Consider the following 26961-nt stretch of genomic DNA (forward strand, 5'->3'; position numbering starts at 1 on the left):
TTTAGGAGAACACCGTGTCCGACGATCCCACTGAATCCGATCCGCAGCGCAGCACGGTCAGCGCCTTTCCGGTACGCCCGCGCCTGCTGGTGGTCGACGACGAGCCCCTGATCCTGGAGGGTCTCGAGCGGCTGCTGACGTCCCGCGACTACGACGTGGTGACGGCCAACGGCGGCTGCGACGCGCTGATCGCGATCGGCAAGCAGCAGTTTGACGCCATCCTGCTCGACCTCGGCATGCCGGACCTCAACGGCAACGAAGTGCTGCGCTTCGTCGCCGACCGCAGCGCGGATACGCCGGTCATCGTCGTCTCCGGCGACAGCACCATCGACGCCGCGATCCGCGCGCTGCGCGGCGGCGCCGCCGACTTCGTGCGCAAGCCCTACGAGCCGGAGGAACTGCTGCGCCGCCTCGACAACACGCTGGCGCGTCGTCGCCTGGAGAAGGAGAACAACCACATCCTGCAGCGGCTGCAACAGTCGGAGAAATGGCACCGCTTCCTCGTCAACAGCTCGCCCGATTTCATCTATACGCTCGACTGCGAAGGCCGCTTCACCTTCGTCAACGACCGTGTCGAGAGCCTGCTCGGCTACCGCCGCGAGGAACTGCTCGGACAGCACTACAGCCTGGTGATCCACGAGGACGACCTGGTGCGCGCCGAGCACATCTTCAACGAGCGCCGCGCCGGCGACCGCAATGCGCGCAACATCGAGATCCGCCTCAAGTGCAACCCGGGCATGCGCCGCCCGCGCCTGATGAACGGCCGCTGCAAGTGCGTCGAGCTCACCGCGACCGGCATGTACGACGAGGAGGCCGGCCCGTTCGAGCGGCGCTTCATCGGCAGCTACGGCGTCGCCAAGGACATCACCGAGCGCAAGCAGGCCGAGGAGACCGTGCATTACCAGGCCTACCACGACCTGCTCACCGGGCTGCCCAACCGCGCGCTGTTCCGCGACCATCTGGGCCTCATGCTGGCGCAGGCCAAGCGCAACCAGAAGCCGCTCGCGGTGCTGAGCCTCGATCTCGACCACTTCAAGGTCATCAACGATTCGCTCGGCCACACCATCGGCGACGAGCTGCTGCTCGCCGTCGGTGCCCGCCTGCGCCAGTGCCTGCGCGAGGGCGACACGCTCGCGCGCCTGGGCGGCGACGAATTCGCCGTGCTGCTGCCGACCCTGGTTTCGCGCAGCGACGTCGAGCACATCTGCCGCAAGGTCATCCAGGTGCTGTCGAAGCCGGTCTACGTGAAGGGCCACGAGATCTACATTTCCGTGAGCATCGGCGCCTGCGTGTCGCCGGACGACGGCGACATGATCGACAGCCTGATCCGCCAGGCCGAGATCGCCATGTACCAGGCCAAGTCGCACGGCCGCAGCCGCCTGCAGTTCTGGGAGCCGGGCATGCAGGCGCCCTATTCCGAGCGCATGCAGATCGAGGCGGATCTCCGCCGCGCGCTGGCGCGCAACGAGTTCGTGCTGTTCTACCAGCCGCAGGTCGACACCGTGAGCGGCGAGGTCCGCGGCTTCGAGGCCCTGCTGCGCTGGTGGCATCCGCAGCGCGGCCTGCTCACGCCGGCCGACTTCATCCCGGTCGCCGAGGAGTCCGGCGTCATCGTGCCGATCGGCGACTGGGTGCTGCGCGAGGCCAGCGCCCAGCTGGCCGAATGGCGCAAGGCGGACCTGCCGGCCATGCGCCTGTCGGTCAACATCTCGGCGCGGCAGCTCGAGAGCCCCGATTTCGTCGACAGCGTCATGCGCGCGGTGCAGGTCTACGCGCTCGACGGCCGCCAGCTGGAGCTGGAGATCACCGAAAGCCTGCTGATGCGCGACTTCGAGGCCAACGCCATCAAGCTCGGGCGGCTGTCCGCCGCGGGCATCCGCCTCGCCATCGACGACTTCGGCACCGGCTACAGCTCCTTCAAGTACCTGTCGCGCTTCCCCATCCACACGCTGAAGATCGACCAGTCCTTCGTGCAGGATCTCGACCGCGAGGAGAACCTGTCCATCGTCAACGCGATGATCGCGATGGGGCGCGGCATGAATCTCACCGTCATCGCCGAAGGGGTCGAGACCGAATCCCAGCTCGCCCGGCTGCAGCAGATGCAGTGCCACGAGATCCAGGGCCATTACTGCAGCCCGCCGCTCTCGGGCCACGCTGCGACGGTCATGCTGGGCCAGCACGGCCCCGGCTTCGCCCACGGCGTGCAGCGCGCGGCGAGCTGAAGCGGCCCGCGCTCAATAGAGGCGGTGGCGGAACAGCCAGCTCGCGAGGCTCAGGGTCACCACGCCGATCGCCGCCATCGGCCATAGCTGGCCCGTCAGCACGTCGAAGCCCGCGCCTTCGAGGAAGACCTTGCGCAGGATCACCAGGAAATAGCGCAGCGGGTCGATCAGCGTGATCGCCTGGACCAGCGGCGGCATGTTGGCGATCGGCGTCGCGAATCCCGACAGGATCACCGCCGGCACCATGAACAGGAAGGCGCCGAGCAGGCCCTGCTGCTGGGTCACCGCCAGCGCGGAGATCAGCAGCCCGGCGCCGACGCCCGACAGCAGGAACAGGGCGAGCCCGCCGTAGAGCGCGGGCAGGCTGCCCAGCAGCGGCACCTTGAACCAGAGCGTCGCGATCAGCAGGATCACCGTGCCCTGCACCATGCCGATCAGGAAGCCCGGCAGTGCCTTGCCGAGCAGGATCTCGGCGGGCCGCAGCGGCGTCACCAGCAGCTGGTCGAAGGTCCCCTGTTCGCGCTCGCGCGCGACCGTCAGCGCCGTGACCAGCATGGTCACCACCAGCGTGAGCATGCCGACCAGGCCGGGGATGAAGAACCAGCGGCTTTCCAGGTTGGGGTTGAACCACGCGCGCGTCTCCAGGCGCGCCGGCGCCGCGGCCAGCCCGTGGGACGCCGCCCACTCGCGGTTGAACCGTTCGACGATGCTCCGGACGTCGCCCAGCACGATCATTGCCGTGTTCGAGTTGCGGCCGTCGACGATGACCTGCAGCGGCGCGCTGCCGTGCGACTGCAGGTCGGCACTGAAACGGGGGCCGAGATGGATCACCACCAGTACATCGCGGCGGTCCACGCGCGGCGCGATCTCGCCCGCCGCGTGCAGGGTGGCGACCCGGCGGAACGTCGGGGCGCCGTCGAAGGCCGCCACCAGCTCGCGCCCCGCCGCGCCGCTGTCCTCGTTGTAGAGCGCGTAGGGGACGTGCTTGAGATCGTAGGTGGCGGCGTAGCCGAACACCAGCAGCTGGATCATCGGCGGCACGATCAGCACCATGCGGCTGCGCGGATCCTTGAGCAGGGCGAGGAATTCCTTGTGGATCAGCGCGAGCAGGCGGATCAGCATGCGGTCGTCCCCTTCATTCGAGCCGCTTCCTGGACTTGCGCCAGGTGATGCCGAGGAAGATCGCGGCCATGGCCAGCAGCGCCAGGGCGTTGGGCAGCACCACCGCCCACACGTCGCCGGCGAGGAACAGCGTCTGCACGATCGAGACGAAGTAACGCGCGACCACGATGTGGGTGACGCCCTGCACCACCGCCGGCATGCTGTCGATGTCGAAGATGAAACCGGAGAGCAGGAAGGCGGGGAGGAAGGTGCCGATGATGGCGATCTGGCCGGCGACGAACTGGTTGCGCGCGACGGTCGAGATGGCGAGCCCCATTCCGAGCGCCGCCAGCAGGAACAGCGAGGCGCAGGTCCACAGGAGCCAGAACGAACCGCGCAGCGGCACGTCGAAGAGCGCCACCGCGAGGCCGACGGTCAGCAGCATGCCGCCGGTGCCGAGCACGAAGTAGGCGACGATCTTGCCCAGCAGCACCTCGCTCATGCTCGCCGGCGTCACCAGCAGCGCCTCGAGCGTGCCGCGCTCCCATTCGCGCGCCATCACCAGCGCGGTCAGCAGCGTGCCGATCAGCGTCATGATGATCGCCACCAGGCCGGGCACGAGGAAGTTGCGGCTGCGCACTTCGGGGTTGTACCAGATGCGCTGCACCAGCTCGACCGGCGCGGCGAACGCCTGTCCCGCGCTGGCGGCGCGCCGCGCCAGCCAGTTGCCCCAGGCGCCCTCGACGTAGCCCTGGGTGAGGCGGGCGGTGTTGGCGTCGACGCCGTTGACGATGAGCTGGATCGGGGCGCCGTCCGGCCGCCGCAGCCGCTCGGCGAAATCGGCGCGCAGGCGGACGATCGCGCGCACCTTGCCTTCGCGCAGCGCCTCTTCCGCATCGGCCAGCGTCAGTGCGCGCATCGGCGCGAAGTAGTGGCTGCTTTCGAGGCTCGCCAGGAAGTCCGCGGTGTCGGCCGAGGGTTGTTCCGCCACGAGCGCCACCGGCACGTGGTCGGCGTCGAGCGAAACGCCGTAGCCGAACAGCACCAGCAGGAAGATCGGCATGACGAAGGCGATCGCGATGCTGCTCGGGTCGCGCACGATCTGCAGGAACTCCTTGCGCACCAGCCCCTTCAGCCGCATCAGGCGGCCGCCGCGAGGGGCCGCCGTGCGCTGCGGCGCGCTCACGCAGCCTGCTCCGCTGCCGGGGCGGATTCGACCAGTCGCACGAAGGCATCCTCCATGCTCGGCGCGGGACATTCCGCCGTGCGCGCCGCGGCCTTCAGCGCGGCCGGCTCGTCCATCGCCAGGATGCGGCCGGCGGCCATGATGGCGACGCGGTCGCAGTACTCGGCCTCTTCCATGAAATGGGTCGTCACCATGATGGTCACGCCGGCGTGCGCGAGCGCGTTGATGCGCTGCCAGAATTCGCGCCGCGCCAGCGGGTCGACCCCGGAGGTCGGCTCGTCGAGGAACAGGATCTCCGGCGCGTGCATCAGCGCGCAGGCCATCGCCAGCCGCTGCTTGTGGCCGAGCGAGAGATCGGCGGACAGCCGATCCGCGTGGTCGCCCAGCTCGAATTCCCGCAGCGCCCAGTCGCGCCGCTGCGCGCGTTGCGCCGCGGCGAGTCCGTAGGCGCTGGCGAAGAAGTCGAGATTCTGCGCGACGCTGAGGTTGCCGTAGAGCGAGAATTTCTGCGACATGTAGCCGATGCGCGCGCGCGCCGCCGCCGCCGCGTGGCGCAGGTCCAGCCCCGCCACGCGAAGATGGCCGCCGCTGGCAGGGAGCAGGCCGCACAGCATGCGGAAGGTGGTCGACTTGCCGGCGCCGTTGGCGCCCAGAAGGCCGAAAATCTCGCCGCGCCGGACCTGGAAGCTCACGCCGTCGACCGCCCAGAAGCTGCCGAAGCGGCGGCGCAGGCCATCGACCTCGATGACCGGCGCGCCGTCTGCCCCGCGCTGGGCGGAACCCGCCAGCGGGGCGACGGCGAGCGCGGGCGCGGCCTCGCTCGCGCCTGGGCGCAGCAGGTCGATGAAGCCGTCCTCGAAGCGCGGCGCCACCGCCTCGATGCGTGCAGCCTCGAGGCCGGGAAGCGCGCCGAGTGCGGCGGCGTCCACGCCCGCCTGCGTCACGACGCGCACGTGATCGCCCTGGACCAGGGCGTCGACGACGCCCGTGTGGCCGGCGAGACGGGGCTGCAGGCCGCGCGGGCCCCCGCCCGGGGTGGAGACGGCCCAGGTGCGCCCGGCCATGCGGGCGCTGATCGCCTGCGGCGGCCCCTGGTCGAGGATGCGGCCTTCGCTCAGCAGGATCACCGCTTGGCAGCGCTCGGCCTCGTCGAGATAGGCGGTCGACAGCAGCACGCTCATCCCCTCTTCGCGGACGAGGCGGTCGACGATCGCCCACAACTCGCGCCGCGATACCGGATCGACGCCCACGGTGGGCTCGTCGAGCAGCAACAGGCGCGGCGCCCGCACCAGGGTGCAGGCGAGCCCCAGCTTCTGCTTCATGCCGCCCGACAGCTTGCCGGCCAGGCGCCGGTTGAACGGCCCCAGCCCGGTCATGTGCATGAGCTCGGCGTAGCGCGCCGCGCGCGCGGCCTTCGGCACGCCCTGCAGGTCGGCGTAGAGGTCGAGGTTCTCCTGCACGCTGAGATCCTCGTAGAGGCCGAAGCGCTGCGGCATGTAGCCGAGCGCCGCCTGCACCGCGAGCGAATCGCGGGTGGAATCGAGGCCGAGCGCACGAATGCGCCCGGCGTCGGGAACCAGCAGTCCGGCGGCGAGCCGCATCAGCGTGGTCTTGCCGGCGCCATCGGGGCCGATGAGGCCGGTGATCGCGCCGGGACGGATCGCGAAGCTCACGCCGGCGAGCGCCTCGGTGCGGCGGCCGCCGGCGGCGAAGGCCTTCGCCAGATCCGCGGCCTCGAGGATCGGGGCGTCGTCCATGCGGCGCCTAGCGCGCGTCGGCGCAGGGATCGGCGCCTTGTGCCGGGGCTGCCTGGTCGAGCGGGACGGTCACGGTCGCCGGCATGCCCAGGCGCAGCTCGCCCTGCCCCTCGCAGACGAACACGCGCGCCTGGTACACGAGGCTCGACCGGATCTCGCTCGTCTCGACCGATTTCGGCGTGAATTCGGCGCTCGGCGAGACGTAACCGACCCAGGCGCGGTAGCGCTTGCCGGGGTGGCTGTCGGTCTGCACCCACGCCCGCGCGCCGACCGGAACCCGGCCTAGCTGCGGCTCCGCGAGCCAGGTACGCACCCACACCGGGTCGGTCAGCGCCAGCGTGAACACCGGTTTCTGCGGCGACGCCATGTCGCCCGGCTCGAGGATGCGGTTCTCGATCACGCCGGCCGAGGGCGCGCGCAGCTCGCCTTCCTGCAGGTCGCGCCGCAGCACGCCGACGGCGGCCTCGTTGGCGGCCAGCGTCGCCTGGGCGGCCGCGACGTCCTCCTTGCGCGGGCCGAGCTCGGCCAGGTGCAGGGACGCCTCTGCCGCCTGCAGCTGGTCGCGCGCACGGTCGCGGGCAAAGCGCGCCGTGTCCGCCTGCTGCTGCGAGATGAAATGGCGCGCGACCAGATCGGTCTGGCGCCGCAACGTCGCCTCGGCATCGGCGAGGCCGACCTGCGCCGCGTCGCGCTGGGCGCGTGCCTGGCGGATCTCCTCCGGACGCGAACCGGCGCGGTAGCGGGCGACCACCTCGCGCTGGGCGGCCGTCTGGGCCTCGGCCTGCTTCAGCGCGAGCGCGAGGCGCTCGGTGTCGAGCACGGCGAGCAGCTGCCCGGCCTTCACGCGGTCGCCTTCCTGCACGAGGATGCGCGTGATGCGGCCGCTGGCGTTGAACGCCAGCTCGGCCTGGCGGATGTCGACGTTGCCGTGCAGGGTCAGCGCATGCTCCGGCGCCGCCCCGTTGTGGCGGAACCAGCCGACGCCGGCCGCCACCGCGACGGCGGCGACGATGAGGATGGGGATGCGCTTGTTCTTCATGTACGTCCTTTGACAGGCGTTCGTCCTTGGGTTCGCCCCGGCCATGATAGGGCAGTTCGGCGGCGCATGGCGCGTGCCCGGCCATCGTCCCGGGAACTTCGGGCGTGCGCCGCGTTTCTCTATCAGGCCATTCAACGAGTCGCATCGGAAGGACACGCGTGGACGCCGAAACCGCACTACCCCGCACCCCCGCGCGCGCCGCGTTCGCCGGCCTGCGCGCCTATCTCAACGACCAGATCCTCGGCCAGGCAGGACTGGTGGAGCGCCTGCTGGTCGCCTTGCTGGCCGACGGCCACCTGCTGGTCGAGGGGCCGCCGGGCCTGGCCAAGACCCGCGCCATCAAGGCGCTGGCCCACGGCCTCGAGGGCGATTTCCAGCGCCTGCAGTTCACGCCGGACATGCTGCCGGCCGACCTCACCGGCTCCGACATCTACCGGCCCGAGGACGGCGCCTTCCACTTCCAGCGCGGGCCGCTGTTCCACAACCTGATCCTCGCCGACGAGGTCAACCGCGCCCCCGCCAAGGTGCAGTCGGCGCTGCTCGAGGCGATGGCCGAGCGGCAGATCAGCGTCGGCGCCGCCACCTATCCGCTGCCGCGCCTGTTCCTCGTGATGGCGACGCAGAACCCGATCGAGCACGAGGGCACCTATCCGCTGCCGGAGGCACAGCTCGACCGCTTCATGCTGCACGTCCAGGTCGATTATCCCGACCGCGCCACCACGCTGCGCATCATGGAACTGGCCCGGCGCGAGGCGCGGGAGGCGCGCGAATTGCCGCTGCCGGCGAGCCGCCTGAGCCAGGACATGCTGTTCGCCGCGCGCCGCGAGGCGCTCGACCTCGCGCTGGCGCCGGCGGTGGCGGAATACATCGCCGCGCTGGTCGAGGCGACGCGCAGCCCGGAAAAGTACAGCGCCGGCCTTGCCGAGTGGCTGCGCTGGGGCGCCAGCCCGCGCGCGGCGATCGCCGTCGAGCGCGGCGCGCGCGCGCTGGCCTGGCTCGACGGCCGCGACTACGTCAGCCCCGACGACGTCCAGGCCATCGCGCCCGACGCGCTGCGCCACCGCCTGCTGCTCGACTACACGGCGCAGGCGCGCGGCGTCACCGCCCAGCAGTGCGTGGCCGAGCTGCTGCAGCAGGTGCCGGCGCCGTGATCCTGCCCGAGCTCGCCGAACTCGTCGCCCTGCGCGGCCCTGCGCACGGGCTCAGCCTGCACGCGCGGCGGCCCGCGCTGGCCAGGCTGCAGGGGGCGCACCGCAGCGCGCAGCGCGGCCGTGGCCTCGAGTTCGACGAGGTGCGGCCCTACGTCGCCGGCGACGACGTGCGCGCGATCGACTGGCGCGTCACCGCGCGGCGCGGGCGACCCCACACCAAGCTCTTCCGCGAGGAGCGCGAGCGCCCGGTGTGGCTGCTCGCCGATCTGCACGCCGGCCTCCATTTCGGCAGCCGCCGCCAGCTGAAGTCCGCGCTGCTGCTGCGCGCGGCGGCCTTGCTGGCCTGGGTGGCCGTGCTCGGCGGCGACCGCCTTGGCGCACTCGTCGCCAACGCCGAGGCGGAGCCGCGCATCCTGCCGCCGCGCGGCCGCGAGGCGGGCGTCTTGCCGGCGCTCGAGGCGCTGGTGGACATGCAGCCGCGCGCGCCCGGCGTGCCCCCGACCAACAGTCTCGCAGCCGCGCTCGTCGCGCTGCGGCCGCTGGTCCAGCCGGGCAGCCTGGTGCTGGTGCTGAGCGACTTCAGCGCGCTGGACGACCGCGCAGAGGCGGAGCTGGCTGCGCTGGCGGCGCACGGCGACTGCCGGCTGCTCGCGCTGACCGACGCGCTCGAACGCAGCGGCCTGCCCGCCGGACGTTATCGCGCCGGCGTACCGGGCCGCGTCGGCTGGCTCGACGGCGAGCGCAGCCGGCGCGCCTGGCAGGCGCAATGGACGGCGCGGCAGCAGCGGCTCGATGCGCTCGCGGTGCGCCTCAGCGTGCCGCTGACACGGCTCGATACCGCGGACGCGGTGGCCGAGGCGCTGCCGCCGCTGCTGCGGGATGCGGCATGGGCGGCCTGAACGCCGACTGGCTCACCCAGCTGGCGCCGCCGCATGCGCCGCCGGCACCGGGGTGGTGGCCGCCCGCGCCGGGATGGTGGGGCGTCGCGCTGCTGCTGGTGCTGGCGGTCGCGATTCCGCTCCTCCGCTGGCGGCGCCCTGCGGCGCGCCTGCGCCGGGCCGCGCTGCGCGAACTCAAGCAGCTCGAAGCCGCGTCAGACGACGACGTTCGCCTCGCGGGTGCGCTCGAACAGCTGATGCGGCGCTACGCCGTTGCCGCCTATGGCCGGGAGGCCGTCGCGCGCCTGAGCGGCGCCGCCTGGCTCGCCTTCGTTGCCGAGCATGGCGGCAAGGAACTCGCCGGGCCGCCCGGAGCGGCGCTGCTGCGCGCGGCCTACGGCAGTCCGGCGGCGGCCGACCGCGCGCGCTGGCTCAAGGGCGCCCGCGGCTTCCTGGGAGCGCGCCGATGATCCATGTCGCCTGGCCGTGGATGCTGCTCGCGCTGCCGCTGCCCTGGCTCGCGGCACGCCGCTTGCCCCCCGCGCAGCCGCAGGACGGCGCGCTGTTCCTGCCGTTCGCCGCCGGCGTGACCGAGGGCGCGCTGCCGACCGGGCATGCGTGGCCGCGGTCGCGCCGGCTCCTGTTGGCCCTCGTCTGGCTGCTGCTCGTGCTCGCCGCCATCCGCCCGCAATGGCTGGGCGATCCGCTGCCGGTCGCCGCGACCGGCCGGCGCCTGCTGCTGGCGGTCGACGTCTCGGGCTCGATGGCGAGCCAGGACATGGCCGGCGGCGCGACGCGCCTGCAGGTCGTGCAGAAGGTGGCAGGCGATTTCATCCGCCGCCGCCACGGCGACCAGGTGGGCCTGATCCTGTTCGGCACCCGCCCCTACCTGCAGGCGCCGCTTACCCCCGACCTCGCCACCGTCGACCGCTTCCTCGACGAGGCGATGGTCGGCATCGCCGGCACCCAGACGGCGATCGGCGACGCCATCGGCCTCGCGATCAAGCGGCTGCAGGCGGACCGCAGCCAGACCGGCCGCAAGGGCGATACCGTGCTGATCCTGCTGACCGACGGCAGCAGCAATGCCGGCGCGATGCCGCCGGCCGAGGCGGCGCGGATGGCGGCGCGGGCGGGCCTGCGCATCTACACGATCGGCGTCGGCTCGGATGCGCAGGCAGGCTTCTTCGGGCTCGGCGGCGGCGACAGCGATCTCGACGAGGACACGCTCAAGTTCATCGCGAAGACGACGGGCGGCGAATACTTCCGCGCGACCGACGCCGATGCGCTCGAACAGGTCTACGCGCGCATCGATCAGCTCGAGCCCAGCGCCGCCCGCGAGCAGTGGTATCGCCCGCGCGACGAGTGGTTCGTCTGGCCGCTCGGCCTCGCGCTGCTGCTGAGCGTGCCGGCCGTGGCGTGGAGCGGACGATGGCGCTGATGCAGGACTTCCACTTCCTGCGGCCGGCCTGGCTGCTGGCCCTTCCCCTGCTGTGGGGGCTGGCGTTCTGGCTGGCGCGGCGGCACGGCCGCGACGGCGCGTGGGCGCACGTCATCGATGCCGAACTGCTGCCGGCGCTGCGCCTCGATGGCGGCGGCAAGCCGGGGCGCTCGCCGTGGTCCTGGCTCGTGCTGGCGTGGACGCTGGCGACATTGGCGCTGGCCGGCCCCAGCTGGGAACGCACGCCCTCGCCGGCGTTTCGCGGCAATGCGGCCTGGGTGGTGGTGCTCGATCTGTCGCCGTCGATGAGCGCCACCGACGTGGCGCCGAATCGGATCACGCGTGCCCGCTACGCGGTCGACGACCTTCTCGACGGCGCGCGCGATGCCCGCGTCGGCCTCGTCGTGTTCAGCGATGAAGCGTATACGGTGACCCCGCTGACCGACGACGTTGCCACGGTGCGCGCGCTGCTGCCGCCGCTGGCGCCCGACATCATGCCGACCGCCGGCGACCGGCTCGCCCCCGCGCTGGATCGCGCCGGACGCCTGTTGGCCGGCGCCGCGACTGCGGCCGGCCAGGTCGTGGTGCTCACCGACGGCTTCGCCGACCCGGCTGCCGCCTTCGCCGCGGCCGGCAGGCTGCGGGCGCAGGGCGTCGCGGTGAATGTCGTCGGTATCGGCGGACCGGGCCTCGTGCGCGCAGCGAATTCCGCACCGCTCGACGTCGACCGCCTGCGGCAGCTTGCGGCCCGCGGCGGTGGCCGCTACACGGGCCTGGCCGGCGTGCCGGCACTGATCGGCGACCTCCAGGCGAGCGCCGGCCATGCGGGCATGACCCGGGCCCGGCAGGACGTCCGCGTCGCGCACTGGCTCGACGGCGGCGTGTGGCTGCTGCCGGTGCTGCTGCTGGCGGCGGCGATGCTCGCGCGGCGGGGGTGGCTGTGAGGCGCTTGTTCCTGCTTGCGGGATTGCTGGCGTGGGGCACGGCGGCGCACGCGAGCCCGGCCTGGGACACGCTCTGGCATACCGACGAGCAGCGCGGCCAGCAGCTGCTGCGCGAAGGCCGGCCGGCGGATGCGGCACGCCTGTTCCGGGACCCGCGGCGCAGGGCCTACGCGGAACTGCAGGCCGGCAATTTCGCGCGCGCGGCGCAGGATCTCGCCGGCTTCGACGACAGCGACAGCCAGTACAACCGCGGCAATGCACTGGCGCGCGCGGGGCACCTGCAGGAGGCGATCGCCGCCTACGATGCCGCGCTGGCGCGCGATCCGCGCAACCGCGACGCGCGCCACAACCGCGACGTGGTTGCGCGCGCGCTGCGGCAGCAGAAGCCGTCCCCCGCGCCGCAGCAGGAAAAACAGGGCGGATCAGCTCACGCTGAACAGTCCGGCCAATCCGGGCAGTCGGGGCAGTCGGGGCAGAACAACGGTACCGCGCAGAACAGCGGCGCCGCGAAGAGCCAGCCCGGCCAGGCGCAGAGTCAGGCCGCCGCTTCGCAACTGGCCCAGCCGCAGCAAGCTCAGCAGCAGGCCCGAGGCTCCGAAGCACAGCCGGCAGGACGTGGCCGATCGCAGGCGGGGGCGCAGGCTGCGGCCGGCCAGCCGGGCGGCGACCTGAAGCGCGCGCAGCAGGCGGCGAGCGAAGCCGCGCAGGCCCGCAGCGACGCCGAAGCTGCGCTCGGCCAGCGCCAGCCCGGGCAAACCACCGCCCCGGCCGACGAACCGCTCAGCGAACGCCAGCTGGCCGAGGCCCAATGGCTGCGCCGCATCCCCGACGATCCGGGCGGGTTGCTGCGGCGCAAGTTCCTGATCGAACACATGATCCGACAGCAAGGAACGCAACGATGAATCCCCCGTGCCGCCTGCTCGCCGTCCTCTCCCTGTGGGCCTTGAGCGTGACCGCGTCGGCGGCGGTCACCGCCTGGCTCGACCGGAACCAGGTGCCCGCCGGCGAAGCCGTCCAACTCACGCTGCGCCACGACGGCGAGACCGGCCGGCAGCCCGATCTCGGCCCATTGCGGCAGGACTTCGAGGTGCTCGGGCGCAGTACCGGCTCCAGCATCCAGATCAACAACGGCAACCTGTCGGCGCAGACGGAGATCGTGCTGACGCTGATGCCGAAGCGCAGCGGCACGCTGCAGGTTCCGTCGCTGCGGTGGGACGGCCAGACGACGCCTGCGCTGGCGCTGGCCGTCGGCGGCAACGCGACCGGCAATGCGCAGGGCGGCGCGCCTGCCGGCGCCGTGCAACATGTCTTTTTGACGACGACGCTGGACCAGAAGCAGCCCTATGTGCAGGCCGCGGTCAGGCTGACCGTGCGCCTCTATACCGACGAGCCGCTCTACCAGGCGAGCCTCGAACTGCAGCCGAGCAACGACGTCCTCGTGCAGCAACTCGGAAAGGACCGGCAGAGCCAGACCACGCGCGACGGCCTGCCCTTCCAGGTGGTCGAGCGCACCTACCTCCTGTTCCCGCAGCGCAGCGGCCGCATCCGCCTCGACGGGCCGGTGCTCAACGCCGCGGTGCAAGGCGCCAACGGCAACGATCCGTTCGGCATGAATGGCGTCTTCGGCAATGTGTTCGGCCGCAATCCGTTCGGCAACATGATGGGCGCGACCCGCCCGCTCCGGATCGCCGGCGACCCGATCGTGCTCGACGTGCGCCCGCGTCCCGCCAGCGGCAAAGGCCACGACTGGCTGCCCGCGCAGAAGGTGACGCTGACCGAGACGTGGCAGCCCGACCAGGGGCCGGTGCGCGTCGGCGATCCGATCACGCGCCACCTTCACCTGAGCGCACTCGGCCTCACCGCCTCGCAGCTGCCCGACCTCAGCGTCATCATGCCGGTGCCGGACGGCCTGCGCGCCTACCCCGACCAGGCCAAGCTCGACACCGGCGTGCAGGGCGACGGCGTCGTCGGCACGCGCGACCAGGACATCGCACTGATCGCCAGCCGTTCCGGCCGCTACACGCTTCCCGCGCTGCGCGTGTCCTGGTGGGACACCACCCGCAACCTGCAGCGCGAAGTCGTGCTGCCGGCGCACACCCTCGACGTCCTGCCGGCCGCCGGCGGCCTGTCCGCTGCGACCGTGCCGCCGAGCCAGAACGCGAACATGCCGCCGTCCGCAGGCGCGTCGGTGTCGATCCAGCCTCCGCCCGCCCCTGCGGACGGCGCGCGCTGGCGCTGGCTGAGCCTGGTCCTGGGCGTGCTGTGGCTGGGCACGCTGGCCGCCTGGCGGATCAGCCGCAGGCGGGCGCGCAACGCTGCTCCCGCAGCGCCCGCTGCCGCCCGTGCGGCGCGCGGCGTCGCAACGGCAGAAGCTCGCAAGGCCTTCCGGCAGGCCTGCGACGCCTGCGACCCGCAGGCCGCGCGGCGCGCGCTCCTCGCGTGGGCGCGCGCCGCCTGGCCCGACGCGCCGCCCTTGGGGCTGCAGGGGCTGGCGCAGCGCCTCGGCGATGCCGAACTGAGCGGACTTTTGAAGGAACTCGACCGCGTCTGCTACGCGGGCGGGACGTGGCAGGGTGCCGCGCTGGCCGAGGCGCTCAAGTCGCTGCCTGAGCCCGATACGACGACGCCCGGCACGGCGCCGGCGCTGGCGGGGCTGTATCCCTGAAGGCTTCGCCCGGCCCGAATTTCCGATGGGCGCCTAGAGTTGAAAGGCCGGCCGCGCGGCGTGCCCTGTCGCCGGCGGTCTTGAGTGGAGAAGGAACTGTCCCCGTCTGACATGGCCGCCCCGTCCGGTCTGAGCACTGCCGAGGCCCAGCGGCGCCTCGCCGAACATGGTCCCAACGCCGTCCCCGAGGCGCGCCGCCACCCGCTGCGCGCGTTCCTCGGAAAGCTGTGGGCGCCGGTTCCGTGGATGCTGGAGATCGCGATCGTGCTCCAGCTGATGCTCGGCAAGCCCGACGAGGCGGCCGTCATCGCGCTGCTTCTCGTCGTCAACGCCGTGCTGAGCTACGCGCAGGAAAGCCGGGCCAATCAGGCGCTGGCCCTGCTCAAGCAACGGCTGGCGATCCAGGCGCGGGTGCGGCGCGACGAACGCTGGCAGCGGGTTCCGGCCGAGGCGCTGGTGCCGGGCGACGTGATCCACCTGCGCATGGGGGATCTCGCGCCGGCGGACCTGCGCCTGATCGACGGAAAGGTGCAGCTGGACCAGGCGGCGCTGACGGGCGAATCGCTTCCGGTCGAGGCCGGAAGCGGCGCGTCGGTCTATGCCGGCAGCGTGATCAAGCGCGGCGAGGCGACCGGCGAGGTGACCGCCACCGGCACGCGCACCTACTTCGGCCATACCGCCGACCTGGTCCGCACCGCCAGGACCGTCAGCCACCTCGGAAGCACGATTTTCACGATCGTGCGATACCTGGTGGCGCTGGATGTCCTGCTCGTCGCGGCGCTGATCGCCTACGCGCTGGCGACCGGTCTGCCGCTCGCCGACGTCGCGCCGTTTGCGCTCATCCTGCTGGTCGCCTCGGTCCCGGTCGCCCTGCCGGCGACCTTCACCGTCGCGACCGCGCTCGGTGCCCGCGCGCTGGCCGAGCGGGGCGTGCTGGTGACGCGGCTCTCCGCGATCGAGGAAGCCGCTGCCATGGACGTCCTGGCGACCGACAAGACCGGCACCCTCACCGCCAACCGCCTCGGCGTCGCGGCGCTGAGCCCCCATGCGCCGTATGGGGAAGAGGAGGTGTTGCGCCTCGCCGCGCTGGCCTGCGACGAGGCGACGCAGGATCCCATCGATCTCGCCATCCTCGACGCGGCCCGCGGCCGCGCCCTGCTCGCGACGCTGCCGACGAAGACGCGCTTCGTGCCCTTCGACCCGCAGACCAAGCGCGCCGAGGCCGTCTATCCGGCAGAGGGCGGCGAGCGCCGGGCGATCAAGGGGGCGGCGCGCACGGTTGCGGCGCTCTGCGTCGGCGCGCCGGACGTGCATGCGGAGGTCGAGCGCCTGGCAGACAGCGGCTACCGGGTGCTCGGCATCGCCGATGGCGTGGGCGACCGTCTCGAGTTCGTCGGGCTGGTGGCGATGCAGGACCCGCCACGACCGGACGCGCGGCAGCTGGTCGAGAATCTGCAGGCGCTCGGCGTGCGCGTCCTGATGGTGACCGGTGACGGGCTGGCGACCGCGCGTGCGGTGGCCGCCGAGGTCGGTCTCGGCACGCGCGCCTGCGGCGCGGAAGTCCTGCGCAGCGAAGCCGACCGCGGTGTTCCCGACTGCGATGTCTTTGCGCGCGTCCTCCCCGAGGACAAGTTCCGCCTGGTGCAGGCGCTCCAGCGGGCCGGCCATGTCGCCGGCATGACCGGCGACGGCGTCAACGACGCGCCGGCGCTGAAGCAGGCCGAGATGGGGACGGCGGTCGCCAGCGCGACCGATGTCGCCAAGGCGTCAGCGAGCCTCGTCCTGACCCGGCCCGGGCTCGGCGACGTTGTGGCCGCGGTCGAGACGAGCCGCCGCATCCACCAGCGCATGCTGACCTACACGCTGAACAAGATCATCAAGACGCTCGAGATCGCGGTGTTCCTGAGCCTGGGGCTGATGCTCACGGGCGTCTTCGTCGTCACGCCGCTGCTGATCGTCCTGCTGCTGTTCACCAACGACTTTGCGACCATGGCGATCGCCACCGACCACGCGTCGTTCTCGCAGAAGCCCGACCGCTGGCACGTGCGTACGCTGATGGTGGCAGGCGGCGCCATCGCGGCCTGCCTCCTCGCACTGTCGTTCAGCGTGTTCTTCGCCGCCCGCGCGTGGCTCGGGCTGACGTTGCCGCAGCTGCAGACGCTGATGTTCCTGATGCTGGTGTTCTCGGGACAGGGCACCGTCTATCTGGTGCGCGAGCGGCGTCATTTCTGGCAATCGGCGCCCAGCCGCTGGCTGGTTCTCGTTTCGCTGCTGGATATCGCGCTGGTAGGCGGGTTCGCGACCCGGGGCATCTTGATGGCGGCCGTGCCCTTTGCACTCGTGGCGGGCCTGCTGCTTCTCGTGTCGGCGTATCTGGTTCTGGTGGATTTCCTGAAGATCCGGGTGTTCAGGCGGCTCGGCGTGAAATAGCGAGCCTCTGCCATTCAGTCCGGGGCAATCCGCTGGGTGCCGCAATCGATACGGAGGCGGGATGGCATAAAAGCGTCAGAAACCGCCCGGGCGAGGCGCGGGCTGAAGACGTAAGTGCTTGATCGGGAAGTGGTGGCCAGGGGCAGAATCGAACTGCCGACACGCGGATTTTCAATTGTATTAACTCTTTGTTTTTATTGAACTGGTGCCCGCCCATGCTCGTAAACACCCGCCGGGACCAGGTCCGTGCTGTCACGGTCTTGGAGTTATCTCTGCTGTTATAATTATTTCAGTACGGCGGTCGCGAAGCCGCCAAATATATAGATAAGAGACAGGTAGATAAGAGACTTTTCGTGGCCTACACAACCTCACGGCCTGATGGCCTGCCGGACTTTAGAGATCCGCCCTTAAACGAGGTTGTTCTCGGCGTACAGTTTTCGCCGGTCAAGGGGTATCAGCAAATATACGCGGGGGAAGTTCGGAACCTCTTTAAGTCCGAGTATCCTCAGGTCCAAGAGCAGCCACCCCTACCGCCCGAGTTCGAAGCATTCGGGCTGTCGTCGCCTTCCGCAAAAATCAATCTTGTGACGGGTGCCACCCACGACCGATTCTGGTTCCTAACGCCCTTGGGGGACGAGCTGATCCAGTTTCAACAAGATCGTCTCCTTCACAATTGGAGGAAGGTGGGTGACGAAACGAACCCTTACCCGCGGTTTGAAGCAATGCTGGATCGCTTCCGGAGCGAACTTGAGAGACTTCAAGCGTATATGGGCGGGTTTTCTGCGCCCGCGCTTGCGATAAATCAATGTGAGATTTCTTACATCAATCACATTGATGTGGATTCCTCTCGTTCCGATGATTGGCTCCGCTATGTTTCGTTTGCGACCGAGCCAGATGACTTCTCGCTGAATTTTCGGGAGGTTATTCGGGACAGCGAGGGGCGGCCTTGTGCCCGATTTAGCTGTGAGGCTGTAACGGGGATGAAATCTGGAAGCCGGCGAACCATCGTGCTGACCTTAACGGTGCGCGGTGCACCAAAGGGCCCAGAAATCGATTCGGCGCTGGACTTTATTACCAGCGGTCGGAAAGTCATTGTTTCAAGGTTTGCCGACGTCACCACCGATGTCGCACATAAAAAATGGGGGCGTGTTAAATGATTGGCACAGGAGCTAGTAAGGTTTCTTACCTGCCGGAGAGGGGGAGCCCCCCCAGACGGCTGCTGGTTGACGCTAACTTTTTCGCGTGGCGGGATGCCGCGATAGCGCGTCTGCAGGAGCTGGTTCGCTTGGAACCCGGCTGGGATGGATATCGCGCTCTGCCGGTAAGTCTGGAAAATGCTGTCTTTGCGCTCCAAATGCTTGGGGCTTTGTGCGAGGCGGATACCCCCCCACCTCAGATTGTTCCCGGCTTTGAGGGGGACCTACAGATCGAGTGGCATACGCTTAAGGGGGACGTTGAGTTGCATGTGAAAGCGCCGAACGATGTTCATGCGTGGCGTCTGCTTTGCGACGGTGATGTCGAAGACGAACTCAACCTGCGGAATGATTTTCTTATGGCCGCCCAATGGGTGAGGGAAATCACGGAGCCTCCGATTGCCTTTGCAGCCACCGCCGCGTGATCAGAATGGCGAGGTCGAGCCACATGACCACGACGGAATAAATCCACAGGACGGCGTAATCCGGCGTATTTCTCCCCAACAACTGATCTTCGACGAGAAGTTGGGAGCCATGAGGATTTCTTCAGCTGCTTTTAATCCTTCCTCTGGCGTTAACGGAGGTATGTCCGTCGATCTGCAGGCCCAGATAGAGGAAGCCGGATTGTCCGCCGTGGACTATGTCACTACTCCGCCTTGGTTGGGCTCTGTACGGTTTGAGGCCGGCGTGCTTCGCGCAGAAGGTTATCAAGTCGGATTTGATCCTTTGGATGACAACCCGCATCACGGCGAAGTCTGGGGTAGTTTCAGCAAATCGCGCCAACGACGCCTGAAGCAACTGTGCACCTGGTTTGTCTCCATAGAGGGTGCCTCGATTTAGGGGGCTTGGCGTCATGGCTTTGCTTAACGACCAGCTGAGCGTCTGGGAGATCGGTTTTAGATGGGCAGGACATGATCCTGAAGGCCTCTGGGTCCGTCTTCCCCTTGCCGTGCGTGACAATTTTCGCGTGCTCTTGAGCGCGGTCCTTGAGGCGCACCTAGCCAGTGATTCCTTATCGCTCGAAAAATATGACGGGGACAACCGAGAAGAGGCTTCTCTTCATATCCGTTACTGGTTAGATGAGGTTTACGCCTGTATCAGCGGAAAGAGGTTCGATCGACGGTTGCTTAAACATGCGTTCATCGGAAGGTTCGACTTCCTGGATTGGTGTGAAAGACGCGGCGCCCCTCCACCCGAATTCTGGTTCCCACCGGGCTGGCGCGTTAGCTACAAATGGCCATCCGATGATGGTGTGGAGGAAGAAGGGGGCCAATCCGTTTCCGGTTCCTCTGAGTTAGATGACAAAGTGACTCCTAAGGGACTCCGCCCTGGCCAGCGCGCCTGCATCGCCGCACAGCAGATCGCTTCCGCGATCTGGAAAGACGAGCCCACGCGCACTATCGCCTCCATGTGTAAGGATGAACTCATCTTGAAATATGGTGGTGGCGCCCACTACGAAGAAGACACTGTTAGAAGCTGGGTGAGAGCGGTAGCTCCGCCAGAGGTCAGCCAAAGAAGGGGGCGCCCTCCCAAGAAAACCCCCGTCGAAGACGACTGACACGGATTCCGGTAAGCAAGTGCGGGCGCGGTAGAAAAATCCTCGCCTCGCTTTAGCTCCATTTTTATCCGTCTACACCTAATTTTTTTGTCCGTCAGCGGCGACCATTCTGCGAGCTCCCTCAACCGCAAAGGAGCTTCAAATGGAAACCTGCAGTCAGCTGCATCCCTCGAACCAGAAACAGTCCGACGACGCGTGTGGGTCGGACCGCGCTTGCGCGGCCGACCAACGCGCGGAGTTGGATAAGGATGCGACGCCTAGTAACACAGCATCCAATAACTGCAATTGTGAGGAGATAGGGTTTATTCCATTGCGCTGGGGCGTAGACAGTCTCTATCTCTCTTACCCCGGCATGCTGGCCGATTCGGTCACCCGGAAGCTGGAAGCCCTTAAAAAAACCGCCCAATCCGAAGCCGAAGCCGAACAAGCCAAGGCGCAATACTGCGTCGGCGATCACGTCTTCGAGGTCAAAGACAAGGGCGCGGGCATGTTCCCCTTCGTCCTGCGGGATAACGCCTTTCGCATCTCGCTCTCACGTCCCAAGGGCGGAGCATTGCCGATGGCCTATGTCCAGGTGTCGAGCCAGCTGCTCGCGGCCTTCTCGCCCCAGCGAGCGGAAGCCATGTTGAGCGATGTTCTCCTGCAATTGGGTGACATCGAACCGGCCAAGGTGAGCCGCGTCGATTTGTACGTCGATTTCGTAAGCTGCGTGGACATGGAAAGCTGGAACCGCCATGCGTGGGTGACCCGCGCTCACAAGGTCGGCACCCATGCCGTGAAGGGGGAATTCTCCGGCTGGTCCATCGGCCTCGGCGGGGTCATGTCTGCGCGCCTGTATAACAAGACCCTCGAAATCGAGAGCAGCGGCAAGGAGTATCTGAAAGAACTCTGGCTCCGGGCGGGCTGGGATGGCATCTCGCCCGTTTGGCGTCTTGAGTTCGAGTTCCATCGCGAGGTGCTAACGCAAAAGGGCGTATCCGGTCTGCGTGAAACGCTGCGCCACCTGGGTGGTCTCTGGGCCTATGCTACCGACGAATGGCTGCGGCTGACGCTTCCCAACGAGGACGACGCCACCCGCTCCCGCTGGCCGATACATCCTTTGTGGGCCTGTCTCGCCTCCGTCGATTGGGGCGGCGATGGTGGCCCCCTGCTGGATCGGTTTTCCTCGGTCAGCGCACCCAACGAAAAGCAGGTGGTATCGCGCCTGCTCTCGTCCATCACCACCCTGATGGCCCTGAATGGCGATACCTGCCTGGACACGGCTTGGGACGGCCTGCGCCTCCGGCTGGACAATCACCTCCACAACCTCAGCATGTGGGAGGGCGTACACCCTAGGCAGTACGTCGAGGAAAAGGTCCGGATAAAGGCGCGGCGCTTTAATTCCATCCTCAATCGTGAGGATGAAGCGCCGGACTACGACGAAGAGGCACGCCAGTACCTCAGGGCGTCACGGGGCGGGTAATGAGAGAGGAAGCCGCCCTGCCCTTGCCCGCTGCGCGTTGCTTGAACAAGGAACAAGCTGCGGACTATCTCGGCATAGGGGTGACCCTGCTCTCTGAGCTGGGTGTCCCCTTCATCAAGCTGGGTCGCCGCTGTCTGTACGACAAGCTTGACCTGGATACCTGGCTGGATGAGTATAAATCCCGCGAGCAAGGGCGGGCCGGAAAGGAGAAAACCTTATGGCCCGTGAAACTGGAGTCTACCGGCGAGCGGATTCTAGCTACTGGTGGATTAACGCAACCCTCCCGAACGGCAAGCGAGTACGTCAAAGCTCTGGGACTGAAAGCCGAGAGGAAGCCGAAGCGCTGCTAGCGAAACTTAAGCTGGAAGCCTTCCGCGAACACCATTTCGGCATCAAGCGGCCCCGGACTTGGCAGGAAGCTGTCGTGCGGTATCTCGAAGTCAAAGCCTCCTTGCGGAGCATTCGGGATGTAAGGCAGATCTGCCGGGGGCTTCACCCCTATTTGGGCGATCTGACCTTGGACCAGATTAACGGCGACGTGATTTGGTCCATTGTTCAGGGCGAACTCAAGAAGGGCAACCTCCCGGCAACCGTGAATCGGTACCTAGCTACCTTGCGCAGCCTCTTGAGGATGGCGCGGGATGAATGGCAGTGGATCGATAGCATCCCGAAAGTCCGCATGTTGGGCGGCGAGGTCGAGCGTGACCGCTGGCTGACGCGGGAAGAGGCGGATCGACTGATTCGTTTCTGCCCGGATCATCTGGCGGCTGTTGTGCGCTTTGCCTTGGCTACGGGGTGCCGCGCGCGGGAGATATTGGGCTTGGAATGGATCCGGGTGGATTTGCCCCGCAAAACTGCCTGGATTAACCAGACCAAGAATGGAACGCCGCGAGGCGTGCCGTTGAACCGTGATGCCGCAACCGTGCTGCGGGAGCAGATTGGCAAGCATTCCCAGTTCTGTTTTACCTATCGGGGTGAGCCGATTAAGCGGAACGTATCAAACCACGCTTGGTTCACTGCGTTGAGTAAGGCGGGGCTGGAGGATTTCCGTTTTCACGACCTGCGTCATACCTGGGCCTCCTGGCACAGGCAGTCGGGGACTAGCTGCGACGAGTTGAAAGACTTGGGCGGCTGGAAAACTCGCAGCATGGTGGACCGATACGCGAAGTTTGCGACGGAGCACCTGGCGGCCGCTGCGTCGCGGATTGAATCAGCCGCAAAGGACGGCGTGATCGAATTGTCACGATTCAGTCACGGTGCCGCCAAATGAAAACGGCCCCCATCGCTGGGAGCCGCTAGAAATCTGGTGGCCAGGGGCAGAATCGAACTGCCGACACGCGGATTTTCAATCCGCTGCTCTACCAACTGAGCTACCTGGCCGGTGGAATTGCTTCGACTTTTCCCGCCCGTTGCAGGCGGAAAGCGCGCAATTAAACCCTGAGCCGTGCGCCAAGTCAACTGGCGGGCCCGGGTGGAGGCGCCGGAAGGCCGCTGGCGCGGCCGAAACACGGGCCGACAGGCCGGGCCCGGATCCTCTAAGATGGCGGCATGGTCCAACCGCTTTCCTCTGTCACCAGCCTCGCGCGTGCGACCGTCGAAGCGTTGCGCCAACACCTGCCGTTTTCCGGCATGGCCGAGGCTGATCTGGTCTGGCTGGTGGAGCGCCTTGCGGTCGTCTATCACGCGCAGGGGGCGACGCTGCTCGACGCCGGCGGTCCGCCGCCCGACGCGCTGTTCATCATCAAGCAGGGTGTGGTGGAGGGCGTTGCACCCGGCGCGGACGCGACGCGCCTGCTGCAGCTCACGAGCGGCGAGATGTTTCCGCTCGGTGCGCTGCTGACCGGCCGCGCGGCGGTGAACCGCTACGTCGCGGCCAGCGATACCTTCTGCTACCGCCTGGCCGCTGCGGACTTTCAGGCCCTGCTCGGACGCAGCCGCGCGTTCAGCGACTTTTGCACGCGCCGCATCGCCAATCTGCTGCAAGAGTCCCAGCGCGCCGTCCAGGCCGAGTACGCGCTGGCGCTCGACGACGAGACCCGCTTCTCGCGCCCGGTGCGCAGCCTCGTCCAGCGCGCGCCGGTGACCGCGCTTCGCGACACCCCGCTGGACGAGGCGCTGGCGGCAATGGACGCGGCCCATGTCGGCTCGGTCGCGGTGGTCGACGCCGATGACCGCCCGGTCGGCATCCTGACGCTGAAGGATGTGCTGCGGCGCGTGACGCTGGCGAAGATGCCGCTCGGCGAAACGGTCGCGAGCGTAATGACGCCTGCCCCTGCCACGCTGGAGGCCGCCGCCCCGGTCGCCGACGCCCTGCTGGTGATGGCGCGGCAGGGCGTGCACCACCTGCCGCTGGTCGAGGCCGGACGGCTCGTCGGGGTCATTTCCGAGAAGGACGTCTTCACGCTGCGGCGGCTGTCGATGGAAGGCATCACCGGTGCGATCGCGCGCACCGAGAATGCGGCGCTGCTGCCGCCCTTGGCCCAGGACATCGGCGCGCTTGCCCGCAACCTGCTGGCCCAGGGCATGAATGCCGAAAGCCTGACCGCGATCCTGTCCAGCCTCAACGACAAGCTGAGCCAGCGCGTGATCGAGCTGGAGGCGCGCGCCGCCGGGCTGCCCGACGTCGAATGGTGCTGGCTCGCGCTCGGCTCGGAGGGGCGCATGGAGCAGACGCTGGCGACCGACCAGGACAACGCGCTGATCTTCCGCGCTGCCACGGCCGACCAGCGCGCCGCGCTGCTCGCGTTCGCCGAACGGGTCAACCACCGCCTCGCCGCGTGCGGCTTTCCGCTCTGCAAGGGCGGCATCATGGCGAGCAATCCGAAGTGGTGCCAGAGCGTCGACGGCTGGCGCGCCACCTTCGCCGACTGGATCCACCGCGGCGATGCGCCGGCGCTGCTGCATGCCAGCGTGTTCTTCGACTTCCGGCCGCTGTACGGCGCATCGGCGCTGAGTGAGGAGCTGCGATCCTGGCTCAACACGGCCGCGCGCGACAACCGTCCGTTCCTCCGCCACATGGCCCAGAACGCGCTCGCCAACCGGCCCCCGCTCGGGCTCGTGCGGGACTTCGTGGTCGCCTCCGGCGGCGCGCAGCCGCACACGCTGGATCTCAAGGTCAACGGCATCACGCCCTTCGTCGACGCGGCGCGCATTTTCGCGCTGTACGCCGGCGTGGGCGCCTCCGGCACCGTGGCGCGGCTGCGCGGGGCTGCCCGCGCGTGGAACCTGGCGACGGACGAGGTCGAGGCTTGGATCGCCGGCTTCCATTTCATCCAGCTGCTGCGCCTGCGCCACCAGCACGAGGCGCAGACCCGAAGCGAGTCGGTCGACAACCGCATCGATCCCGAGCGGCTCAACGCGCTCGACCGTCGCATCCTCAAGGAAGCCTTCCGCCAGGCCCGCAAGCTGCAGGCCGTGATGGGGCGTTATTTCGAATTCTGAGGACGTGGCAGGTGTGCACTAGGTCATTTTTACCAGTCGCCTTCTGTTCACTTGGCTTTTGGGCTAAGGTTCGCTGGTTCCGTGCCCGAGGGGACACTGGGTGCGGAGCGTAATAACAACTCTCGACCATGTTTCAAGGAGGCTTCCATGGCAAGTCCGCAACCGGATTGGGCCGCGATCGACCGGGATCCGCGGTTCCAGGCGCTCCACAAGAAGAAATCATCCTTCCTGTGGGGTTTGATGGTGTTTTCCATCGTCTTCTATTTTCTGCTTCCTTTCGGGGCCGCCTATTTCCAGGACCTGTTCAAGGTCAAGGTATGGGGCCCGCTCAACGTGGGCCTGCTGTTCGCGCTCTCCGAGTTCGTCGTGGCCTGGGTGATCGCAGCGGTGTACGCCAAGCGCGCCAACCGGGAGTTCGACGCCATGGCGGCCGAAATCGCCCGTGACGCCCACAACATCAAGGGGAGCAAATAATGACGGGACGCTTCAAACCCTATCTTGCCGGCGCCGCGGCGCTCTTCGCCTCCGGGCTCGCCCATGCAGGCGAAGGCGCGGTCGCCGACGAATGGAAGTGGCTGACCTTCGCGGTCTTCGGCGGCATCATCGCGCTGACCATGTACATCACCTGGTGGGCCGCCAAGCGCGTGCACACCACCAGTGAGTTCTATGCCGCCGGACGTTCCGTTTCCGGCTTCCAGAACGGCTGGGCGATCGCGGGCGACTACCTGTCGGCCGCGTCCTTCCTCGGCATCGCCGGCCTCATCGCGCTGTACGGCTACGACGGCTTCATGTACTCGGTCGGCTTCCTGGTCGCCTACATCACCGTGCTGCTGGTCATCGCCGAGCCCTGCCGCAACATCGGCAAGTACACGCTCGGCGACATCCTGGCGTTCCGCAACAACCCCAAGGCCGCGAAGACCATCGCCGCGGTCTCGACCATCACCGTGTCGATCTTCTACCTGACCGCGCAGATGGTCGGTGGCGGCGTGCTGATCAAGACGCTGATCGGCATCGACTATGAAGTGTCGGTGATCGGCGTCGGCGTGCTGATGCTGGCCTACGTGGTGTTCGGCGGCATGGTCGCGACGACCTGGGTGCAAATCGTCAAGGCGATCCTGCTGGTGGTCGCTTCGCTGGTGATGGTCGCGCTGGTGTGGGCGCCCTACGGCTTCTCGCTGCCCGGCTTCCTGGACCACGCGGTCCACGACGAGGGCATCCAGAAGCAGGTCGCCAAGCTGCTCGGCACCGCCGCGGCAAACATGACGCCGGAGGAACTGGGCCAGCGCTTCCTCGAGCCCGGCCTGTTCCTGAAGAACCCGATCGACCAGATCTCGCTGGGCATGGCGCTGGTGCTGGGCACGGCGGGCCTGCCGCACATCCTGATGCGCTTCTTCACCGTGCCGAACGCACAGGAAGCGCGCAAGTCGGTGGTGTGGGCGATGGTCATCATCGGCGGCTTCTACGTCCTGACCCTGTTCCTGGGCCTGGGCGCGGCGCTCAACGTCGGTCCCGCCAACATCGTCGCGCTCGACAAGGGCGGCAACATGGCCGCGCCGATCCTCGCCCAGTACCTGGGTGGGGGCGCCGATTCGATGATGGGCAACTTCTTCCTCGCCTTCGTCGCCGCGGTGGCCTTCGCCACCATCGTCGCGGTGGTCGCGGGCCTGGTGCTGGCTTCCGCCTCGGCGATGGCGCACGACATCTACGTCGGCGTGATCCGCGGCGACCATGCCACGCCCGATGAGCAGGTGAAGGCGGCGCGCGTCGCCTCCGTCATCGTCGGCGTCGTGGCCATCGTCATCGGCATCGCGGCCAAGGGCCAGAACGTCGCCCACCTGGTCGGCATGGCCTTCGCGGTGGCGGCGTCGGGCAACCTGCCCGCCGTCCTGCTGACGCTGTACTGGAGGCGCTGCAACACCGGCGGCGTGGTGCTCGGTATGCTGGTCGGCTCGTTCTCCGCGATCGCCCTGGTGATGGTCTCGCCCAACCTGACGTATCCGCAGGCGGTGATCAAGGAAGCCAAGGCCGTGCTCGAAGGTACCCCGGCCAAGGATGCGGTGCCGGCCAAGGCCAGCGAAGGCTTCGTCTGCGAACTCTTCGCGGTGTGCCAGAACGCCGAGGCCGCCAAGCCGGCCGCCGAGGCGAAGCCCGGCGCGATCGAGAACCTCGCCAAGCTGAACGAAAAGATCGCGGCGTTGAGCGACCCGGCGGAGCTGGACAAGGCCAAGAAGGAAGCCGGCAAGCTCGAGAAGGACATCAAGAAGGCGCAGGACGACCTGAAGAAGTTCGAAGGCCAGACCACCAACCTGGTCGGCATCGAGAAGCCCTTCTTCCGCCTGAAGAACCCCGGCATCATCTCGATTCCGCTGGGCTTCCTGATGGTGATCCTCGGCTCCCTGCTGTTCCGCGACAAGCGCGCGGAAGACATGTGGGACGAGCTCTACGTGCGCCAGAACACCGGCATCCACGCCGAGGGCGCAACCGCCCACTGACGTC

General features: G+C 68.2%; 23 protein-coding genes and 1 tRNA gene. 19 read left to right on the forward strand and 5 right to left on the reverse strand.

The features are described 5' to 3' along the window. The first annotated feature begins 14 nt into the window (after positions 1 to 14). Positions 15 to 2222, forward strand: coding sequence for an EAL domain-containing response regulator (locus VA613_RS00400; protein ID WP_324779892.1), 2208 nt, complete (start codon positions 15 to 17; stop codon positions 2220 to 2222). A 12-nt stretch (positions 2223 to 2234) separates the two neighbouring features. Here VA613_RS00400 and VA613_RS00405 read toward each other — a convergent pair whose 3' ends face one another. Genes VA613_RS00405 through VA613_RS00420 form a run of 4 tightly spaced genes read right to left on the reverse strand, consistent with a single transcriptional unit; the run spans position 2235 to position 7305 of the window. Continuing rightward, complete coding sequence (locus VA613_RS00405; RefSeq protein WP_324779893.1) at positions 2235 to 3344, reverse strand: ABC transporter permease; 1110 nt, start codon at positions 3342 to 3344, stop codon at positions 2235 to 2237. A gap of 13 nt (positions 3345 to 3357) precedes the next feature. After that, entirely contained in the window at positions 3358 to 4509 is a 1152-nt protein-coding gene (locus VA613_RS00410) for an ABC transporter permease (RefSeq protein WP_324779894.1), read from the reverse strand. Continuing rightward, on the reverse strand, positions 4506 to 6266 hold the full coding sequence (locus VA613_RS00415; RefSeq protein ID WP_324779895.1) for an ATP-binding cassette domain-containing protein: 1761 nt from the start codon (positions 6264 to 6266) through the stop codon (positions 4506 to 4508). Before VA613_RS00415 ends, VA613_RS00410 begins: the two co-directional genes overlap by 4 nt. A gap of 7 nt (positions 6267 to 6273) precedes the next feature. Beyond that, entirely contained in the window at positions 6274 to 7305 is a 1032-nt protein-coding gene (locus VA613_RS00420; protein WP_324779896.1) for an efflux RND transporter periplasmic adaptor subunit, read from the reverse strand. Between the two features lie 158 nt (positions 7306 to 7463). Between VA613_RS00420 and VA613_RS00425 the strand changes: the two genes are divergently transcribed. From VA613_RS00425 to VA613_RS00495, 15 genes are all read left to right on the forward strand, one after another. After that, on the forward strand, positions 7464 to 8456 hold the full coding sequence (locus tag VA613_RS00425) for an AAA family ATPase (RefSeq protein WP_324779897.1): 993 nt from the start codon (positions 7464 to 7466) through the stop codon (positions 8454 to 8456). Further along, positions 8453 to 9355 carry a DUF58 domain-containing protein gene (locus VA613_RS00430; protein WP_324779898.1) on the forward strand — a complete coding sequence of 301 codons (903 nt, stop codon included), beginning with the start codon at positions 8453 to 8455 and terminating at the stop codon, positions 9353 to 9355. The genes VA613_RS00425 and VA613_RS00430 overlap by 4 nt, the downstream gene beginning before the upstream one ends. Beyond that, positions 9343 to 9804 (forward strand): DUF4381 domain-containing protein, encoded by a 462-nt coding sequence (locus VA613_RS00435; RefSeq protein WP_324779899.1) that lies wholly within the window; start codon positions 9343 to 9345, stop codon positions 9802 to 9804. Before VA613_RS00430 ends, VA613_RS00435 begins: the two co-directional genes overlap by 13 nt. Continuing rightward, the gene (locus VA613_RS00440; protein ID WP_324779900.1) at positions 9801 to 10772 is read left to right on the forward strand and encodes a VWA domain-containing protein; all 972 of its coding nucleotides are present in this window, start codon (positions 9801 to 9803) and stop codon (positions 10770 to 10772) included. The genes VA613_RS00435 and VA613_RS00440 overlap by 4 nt, the downstream gene beginning before the upstream one ends. After that, positions 10763 to 11716: a VWA domain-containing protein gene (locus VA613_RS00445; RefSeq protein WP_324779901.1), complete on the forward strand. Its 954-nt coding sequence runs from the start codon at positions 10763 to 10765 to the stop codon at positions 11714 to 11716. Before VA613_RS00440 ends, VA613_RS00445 begins: the two co-directional genes overlap by 10 nt. Beyond that, complete coding sequence (locus VA613_RS00450) at positions 11713 to 12618, forward strand: tetratricopeptide repeat protein (protein WP_324779902.1); 906 nt, start codon at positions 11713 to 11715, stop codon at positions 12616 to 12618. Before VA613_RS00445 ends, VA613_RS00450 begins: the two co-directional genes overlap by 4 nt. Next, the gene (locus tag VA613_RS00455; RefSeq protein ID WP_324779903.1) at positions 12615 to 14381 is read left to right on the forward strand and encodes a BatD family protein; all 1767 of its coding nucleotides are present in this window, start codon (positions 12615 to 12617) and stop codon (positions 14379 to 14381) included. The genes VA613_RS00450 and VA613_RS00455 overlap by 4 nt, the downstream gene beginning before the upstream one ends. A 111-nt stretch (positions 14382 to 14492) precedes the next feature. Beyond that, positions 14493 to 16811: a plasma-membrane proton-efflux P-type ATPase gene (locus VA613_RS00460; protein ID WP_324779904.1), complete on the forward strand. Its 2319-nt coding sequence runs from the start codon at positions 14493 to 14495 to the stop codon at positions 16809 to 16811. 353 nt (positions 16812 to 17164) lie between these two features. Then, complete coding sequence (locus VA613_RS00465; RefSeq protein ID WP_324779905.1) at positions 17165 to 17968, forward strand: TIGR04255 family protein; 804 nt, start codon at positions 17165 to 17167, stop codon at positions 17966 to 17968. A gap of 128 nt (positions 17969 to 18096) precedes the next feature. Beyond that, entirely contained in the window at positions 18097 to 18429 is a 333-nt protein-coding gene (locus VA613_RS00470; RefSeq protein ID WP_324779906.1) for a hypothetical protein, read from the forward strand. Between the two features lie 160 nt (positions 18430 to 18589). Then, entirely contained in the window at positions 18590 to 18844 is a 255-nt protein-coding gene (locus VA613_RS00475; RefSeq protein WP_324779907.1) for a hypothetical protein, read from the forward strand. A 13-nt stretch (positions 18845 to 18857) separates the two neighbouring features. Next, the gene (locus VA613_RS00480) at positions 18858 to 19562 is read left to right on the forward strand and encodes a hypothetical protein (protein ID WP_324779908.1); all 705 of its coding nucleotides are present in this window, start codon (positions 18858 to 18860) and stop codon (positions 19560 to 19562) included. A gap of 142 nt (positions 19563 to 19704) precedes the next feature. After that, a complete protein-coding gene (locus tag VA613_RS00485) occupies positions 19705 to 21024 on the forward strand; it encodes a replication initiation factor (protein ID WP_324779909.1) in 1320 nt (439 codons plus the stop codon). After that, complete coding sequence (locus VA613_RS00490; protein ID WP_324781266.1) at positions 21024 to 21374, forward strand: hypothetical protein; 351 nt, start codon at positions 21024 to 21026, stop codon at positions 21372 to 21374. The genes VA613_RS00485 and VA613_RS00490 overlap by 1 nt, the downstream gene beginning before the upstream one ends. Further along, positions 21293 to 22294 (forward strand): tyrosine-type recombinase/integrase, encoded by a 1002-nt coding sequence (locus tag VA613_RS00495; protein WP_324781264.1) that lies wholly within the window; start codon positions 21293 to 21295, stop codon positions 22292 to 22294. The genes VA613_RS00490 and VA613_RS00495 overlap by 82 nt, the downstream gene beginning before the upstream one ends. A 34-nt stretch (positions 22295 to 22328) precedes the next feature. On the opposite strand, the gene VA613_RS00500 is transcribed toward VA613_RS00495, so the two are convergent. Then, positions 22329 to 22404: transfer RNA gene (locus VA613_RS00500), tRNA-Phe, on the reverse strand. Positions 22405 to 22572: 168 nt separating this feature from the next. On the opposite strand from VA613_RS00500, the gene VA613_RS00505 reads away from it, so the two are divergent. From VA613_RS00505 to VA613_RS00515, 3 genes are all read left to right on the forward strand, one after another. Beyond that, positions 22573 to 24465 carry a DUF294 nucleotidyltransferase-like domain-containing protein gene (locus VA613_RS00505; RefSeq protein WP_324779910.1) on the forward strand — a complete coding sequence of 631 codons (1893 nt, stop codon included), beginning with the start codon at positions 22573 to 22575 and terminating at the stop codon, positions 24463 to 24465. 147 nt (positions 24466 to 24612) lie between these two features. Next, positions 24613 to 24939 (forward strand): DUF485 domain-containing protein, encoded by a 327-nt coding sequence (locus VA613_RS00510; RefSeq protein ID WP_324779911.1) that lies wholly within the window; start codon positions 24613 to 24615, stop codon positions 24937 to 24939. Continuing rightward, positions 24939 to 26957: a solute symporter family protein gene (locus VA613_RS00515; protein WP_324779912.1), complete on the forward strand. Its 2019-nt coding sequence runs from the start codon at positions 24939 to 24941 to the stop codon at positions 26955 to 26957. The genes VA613_RS00510 and VA613_RS00515 overlap by 1 nt, the downstream gene beginning before the upstream one ends. Positions 26958 to 26961: the final 4 nt, after the last annotated feature.

Source organism: Thiobacillus sp. SCUT-2 (assembly GCF_035621355.1).
GTDB lineage: Bacteria > Pseudomonadota > Gammaproteobacteria > Burkholderiales > Thiobacillaceae > Thiobacillus > Thiobacillus sedimenti.

Excerpts from the sequence above, each read along its gene's own strand:
- VA613_RS00445 (WP_324779901.1), top strand. The coding sequence starts at position 10,763 with ATGGCGCTGATGCAGGACTTCCACTTCCTGCGGCCGGCCTGGCTGCTG.
- VA613_RS00480 (WP_324779908.1), top strand. The coding sequence starts at position 18,858 with ATGGCTTTGCTTAACGACCAGCTGAGCGTCTGGGAGATCGGTTTTAGA.
- VA613_RS00405 (WP_324779893.1), bottom strand. The coding sequence starts at position 3,344 with ATGCTGATCCGCCTGCTCGCGCTGATCCACAAGGAATTCCTCGCCCTG.
- VA613_RS00490 (WP_324781266.1), top strand. The coding sequence starts at position 21,024 with ATGAGAGAGGAAGCCGCCCTGCCCTTGCCCGCTGCGCGTTGCTTGAAC.
- VA613_RS00415 (WP_324779895.1), bottom strand. The coding sequence starts at position 6,266 with ATGGACGACGCCCCGATCCTCGAGGCCGCGGATCTGGCGAAGGCCTTC.
- VA613_RS00440 (WP_324779900.1), top strand. The coding sequence starts at position 9,801 with ATGATCCATGTCGCCTGGCCGTGGATGCTGCTCGCGCTGCCGCTGCCC.
- VA613_RS00435 (WP_324779899.1), top strand. The coding sequence starts at position 9,343 with ATGGGCGGCCTGAACGCCGACTGGCTCACCCAGCTGGCGCCGCCGCAT.
- VA613_RS00510 (WP_324779911.1), top strand. The coding sequence starts at position 24,613 with ATGGCAAGTCCGCAACCGGATTGGGCCGCGATCGACCGGGATCCGCGG.
- VA613_RS00515 (WP_324779912.1), top strand. The coding sequence starts at position 24,939 with ATGACGGGACGCTTCAAACCCTATCTTGCCGGCGCCGCGGCGCTCTTC.
- VA613_RS00420 (WP_324779896.1), bottom strand. The coding sequence starts at position 7,305 with ATGAAGAACAAGCGCATCCCCATCCTCATCGTCGCCGCCGTCGCGGTG.
- VA613_RS00460 (WP_324779904.1), top strand. The coding sequence starts at position 14,493 with ATGGCCGCCCCGTCCGGTCTGAGCACTGCCGAGGCCCAGCGGCGCCTC.
- VA613_RS00485 (WP_324779909.1), top strand. The coding sequence starts at position 19,705 with ATGGAAACCTGCAGTCAGCTGCATCCCTCGAACCAGAAACAGTCCGAC.
- VA613_RS00455 (WP_324779903.1), top strand. The coding sequence starts at position 12,615 with ATGAATCCCCCGTGCCGCCTGCTCGCCGTCCTCTCCCTGTGGGCCTTG.
- VA613_RS00505 (WP_324779910.1), top strand. The coding sequence starts at position 22,573 with ATGGTCCAACCGCTTTCCTCTGTCACCAGCCTCGCGCGTGCGACCGTC.
- VA613_RS00475 (WP_324779907.1), top strand. The coding sequence starts at position 18,590 with ATGTCCGTCGATCTGCAGGCCCAGATAGAGGAAGCCGGATTGTCCGCC.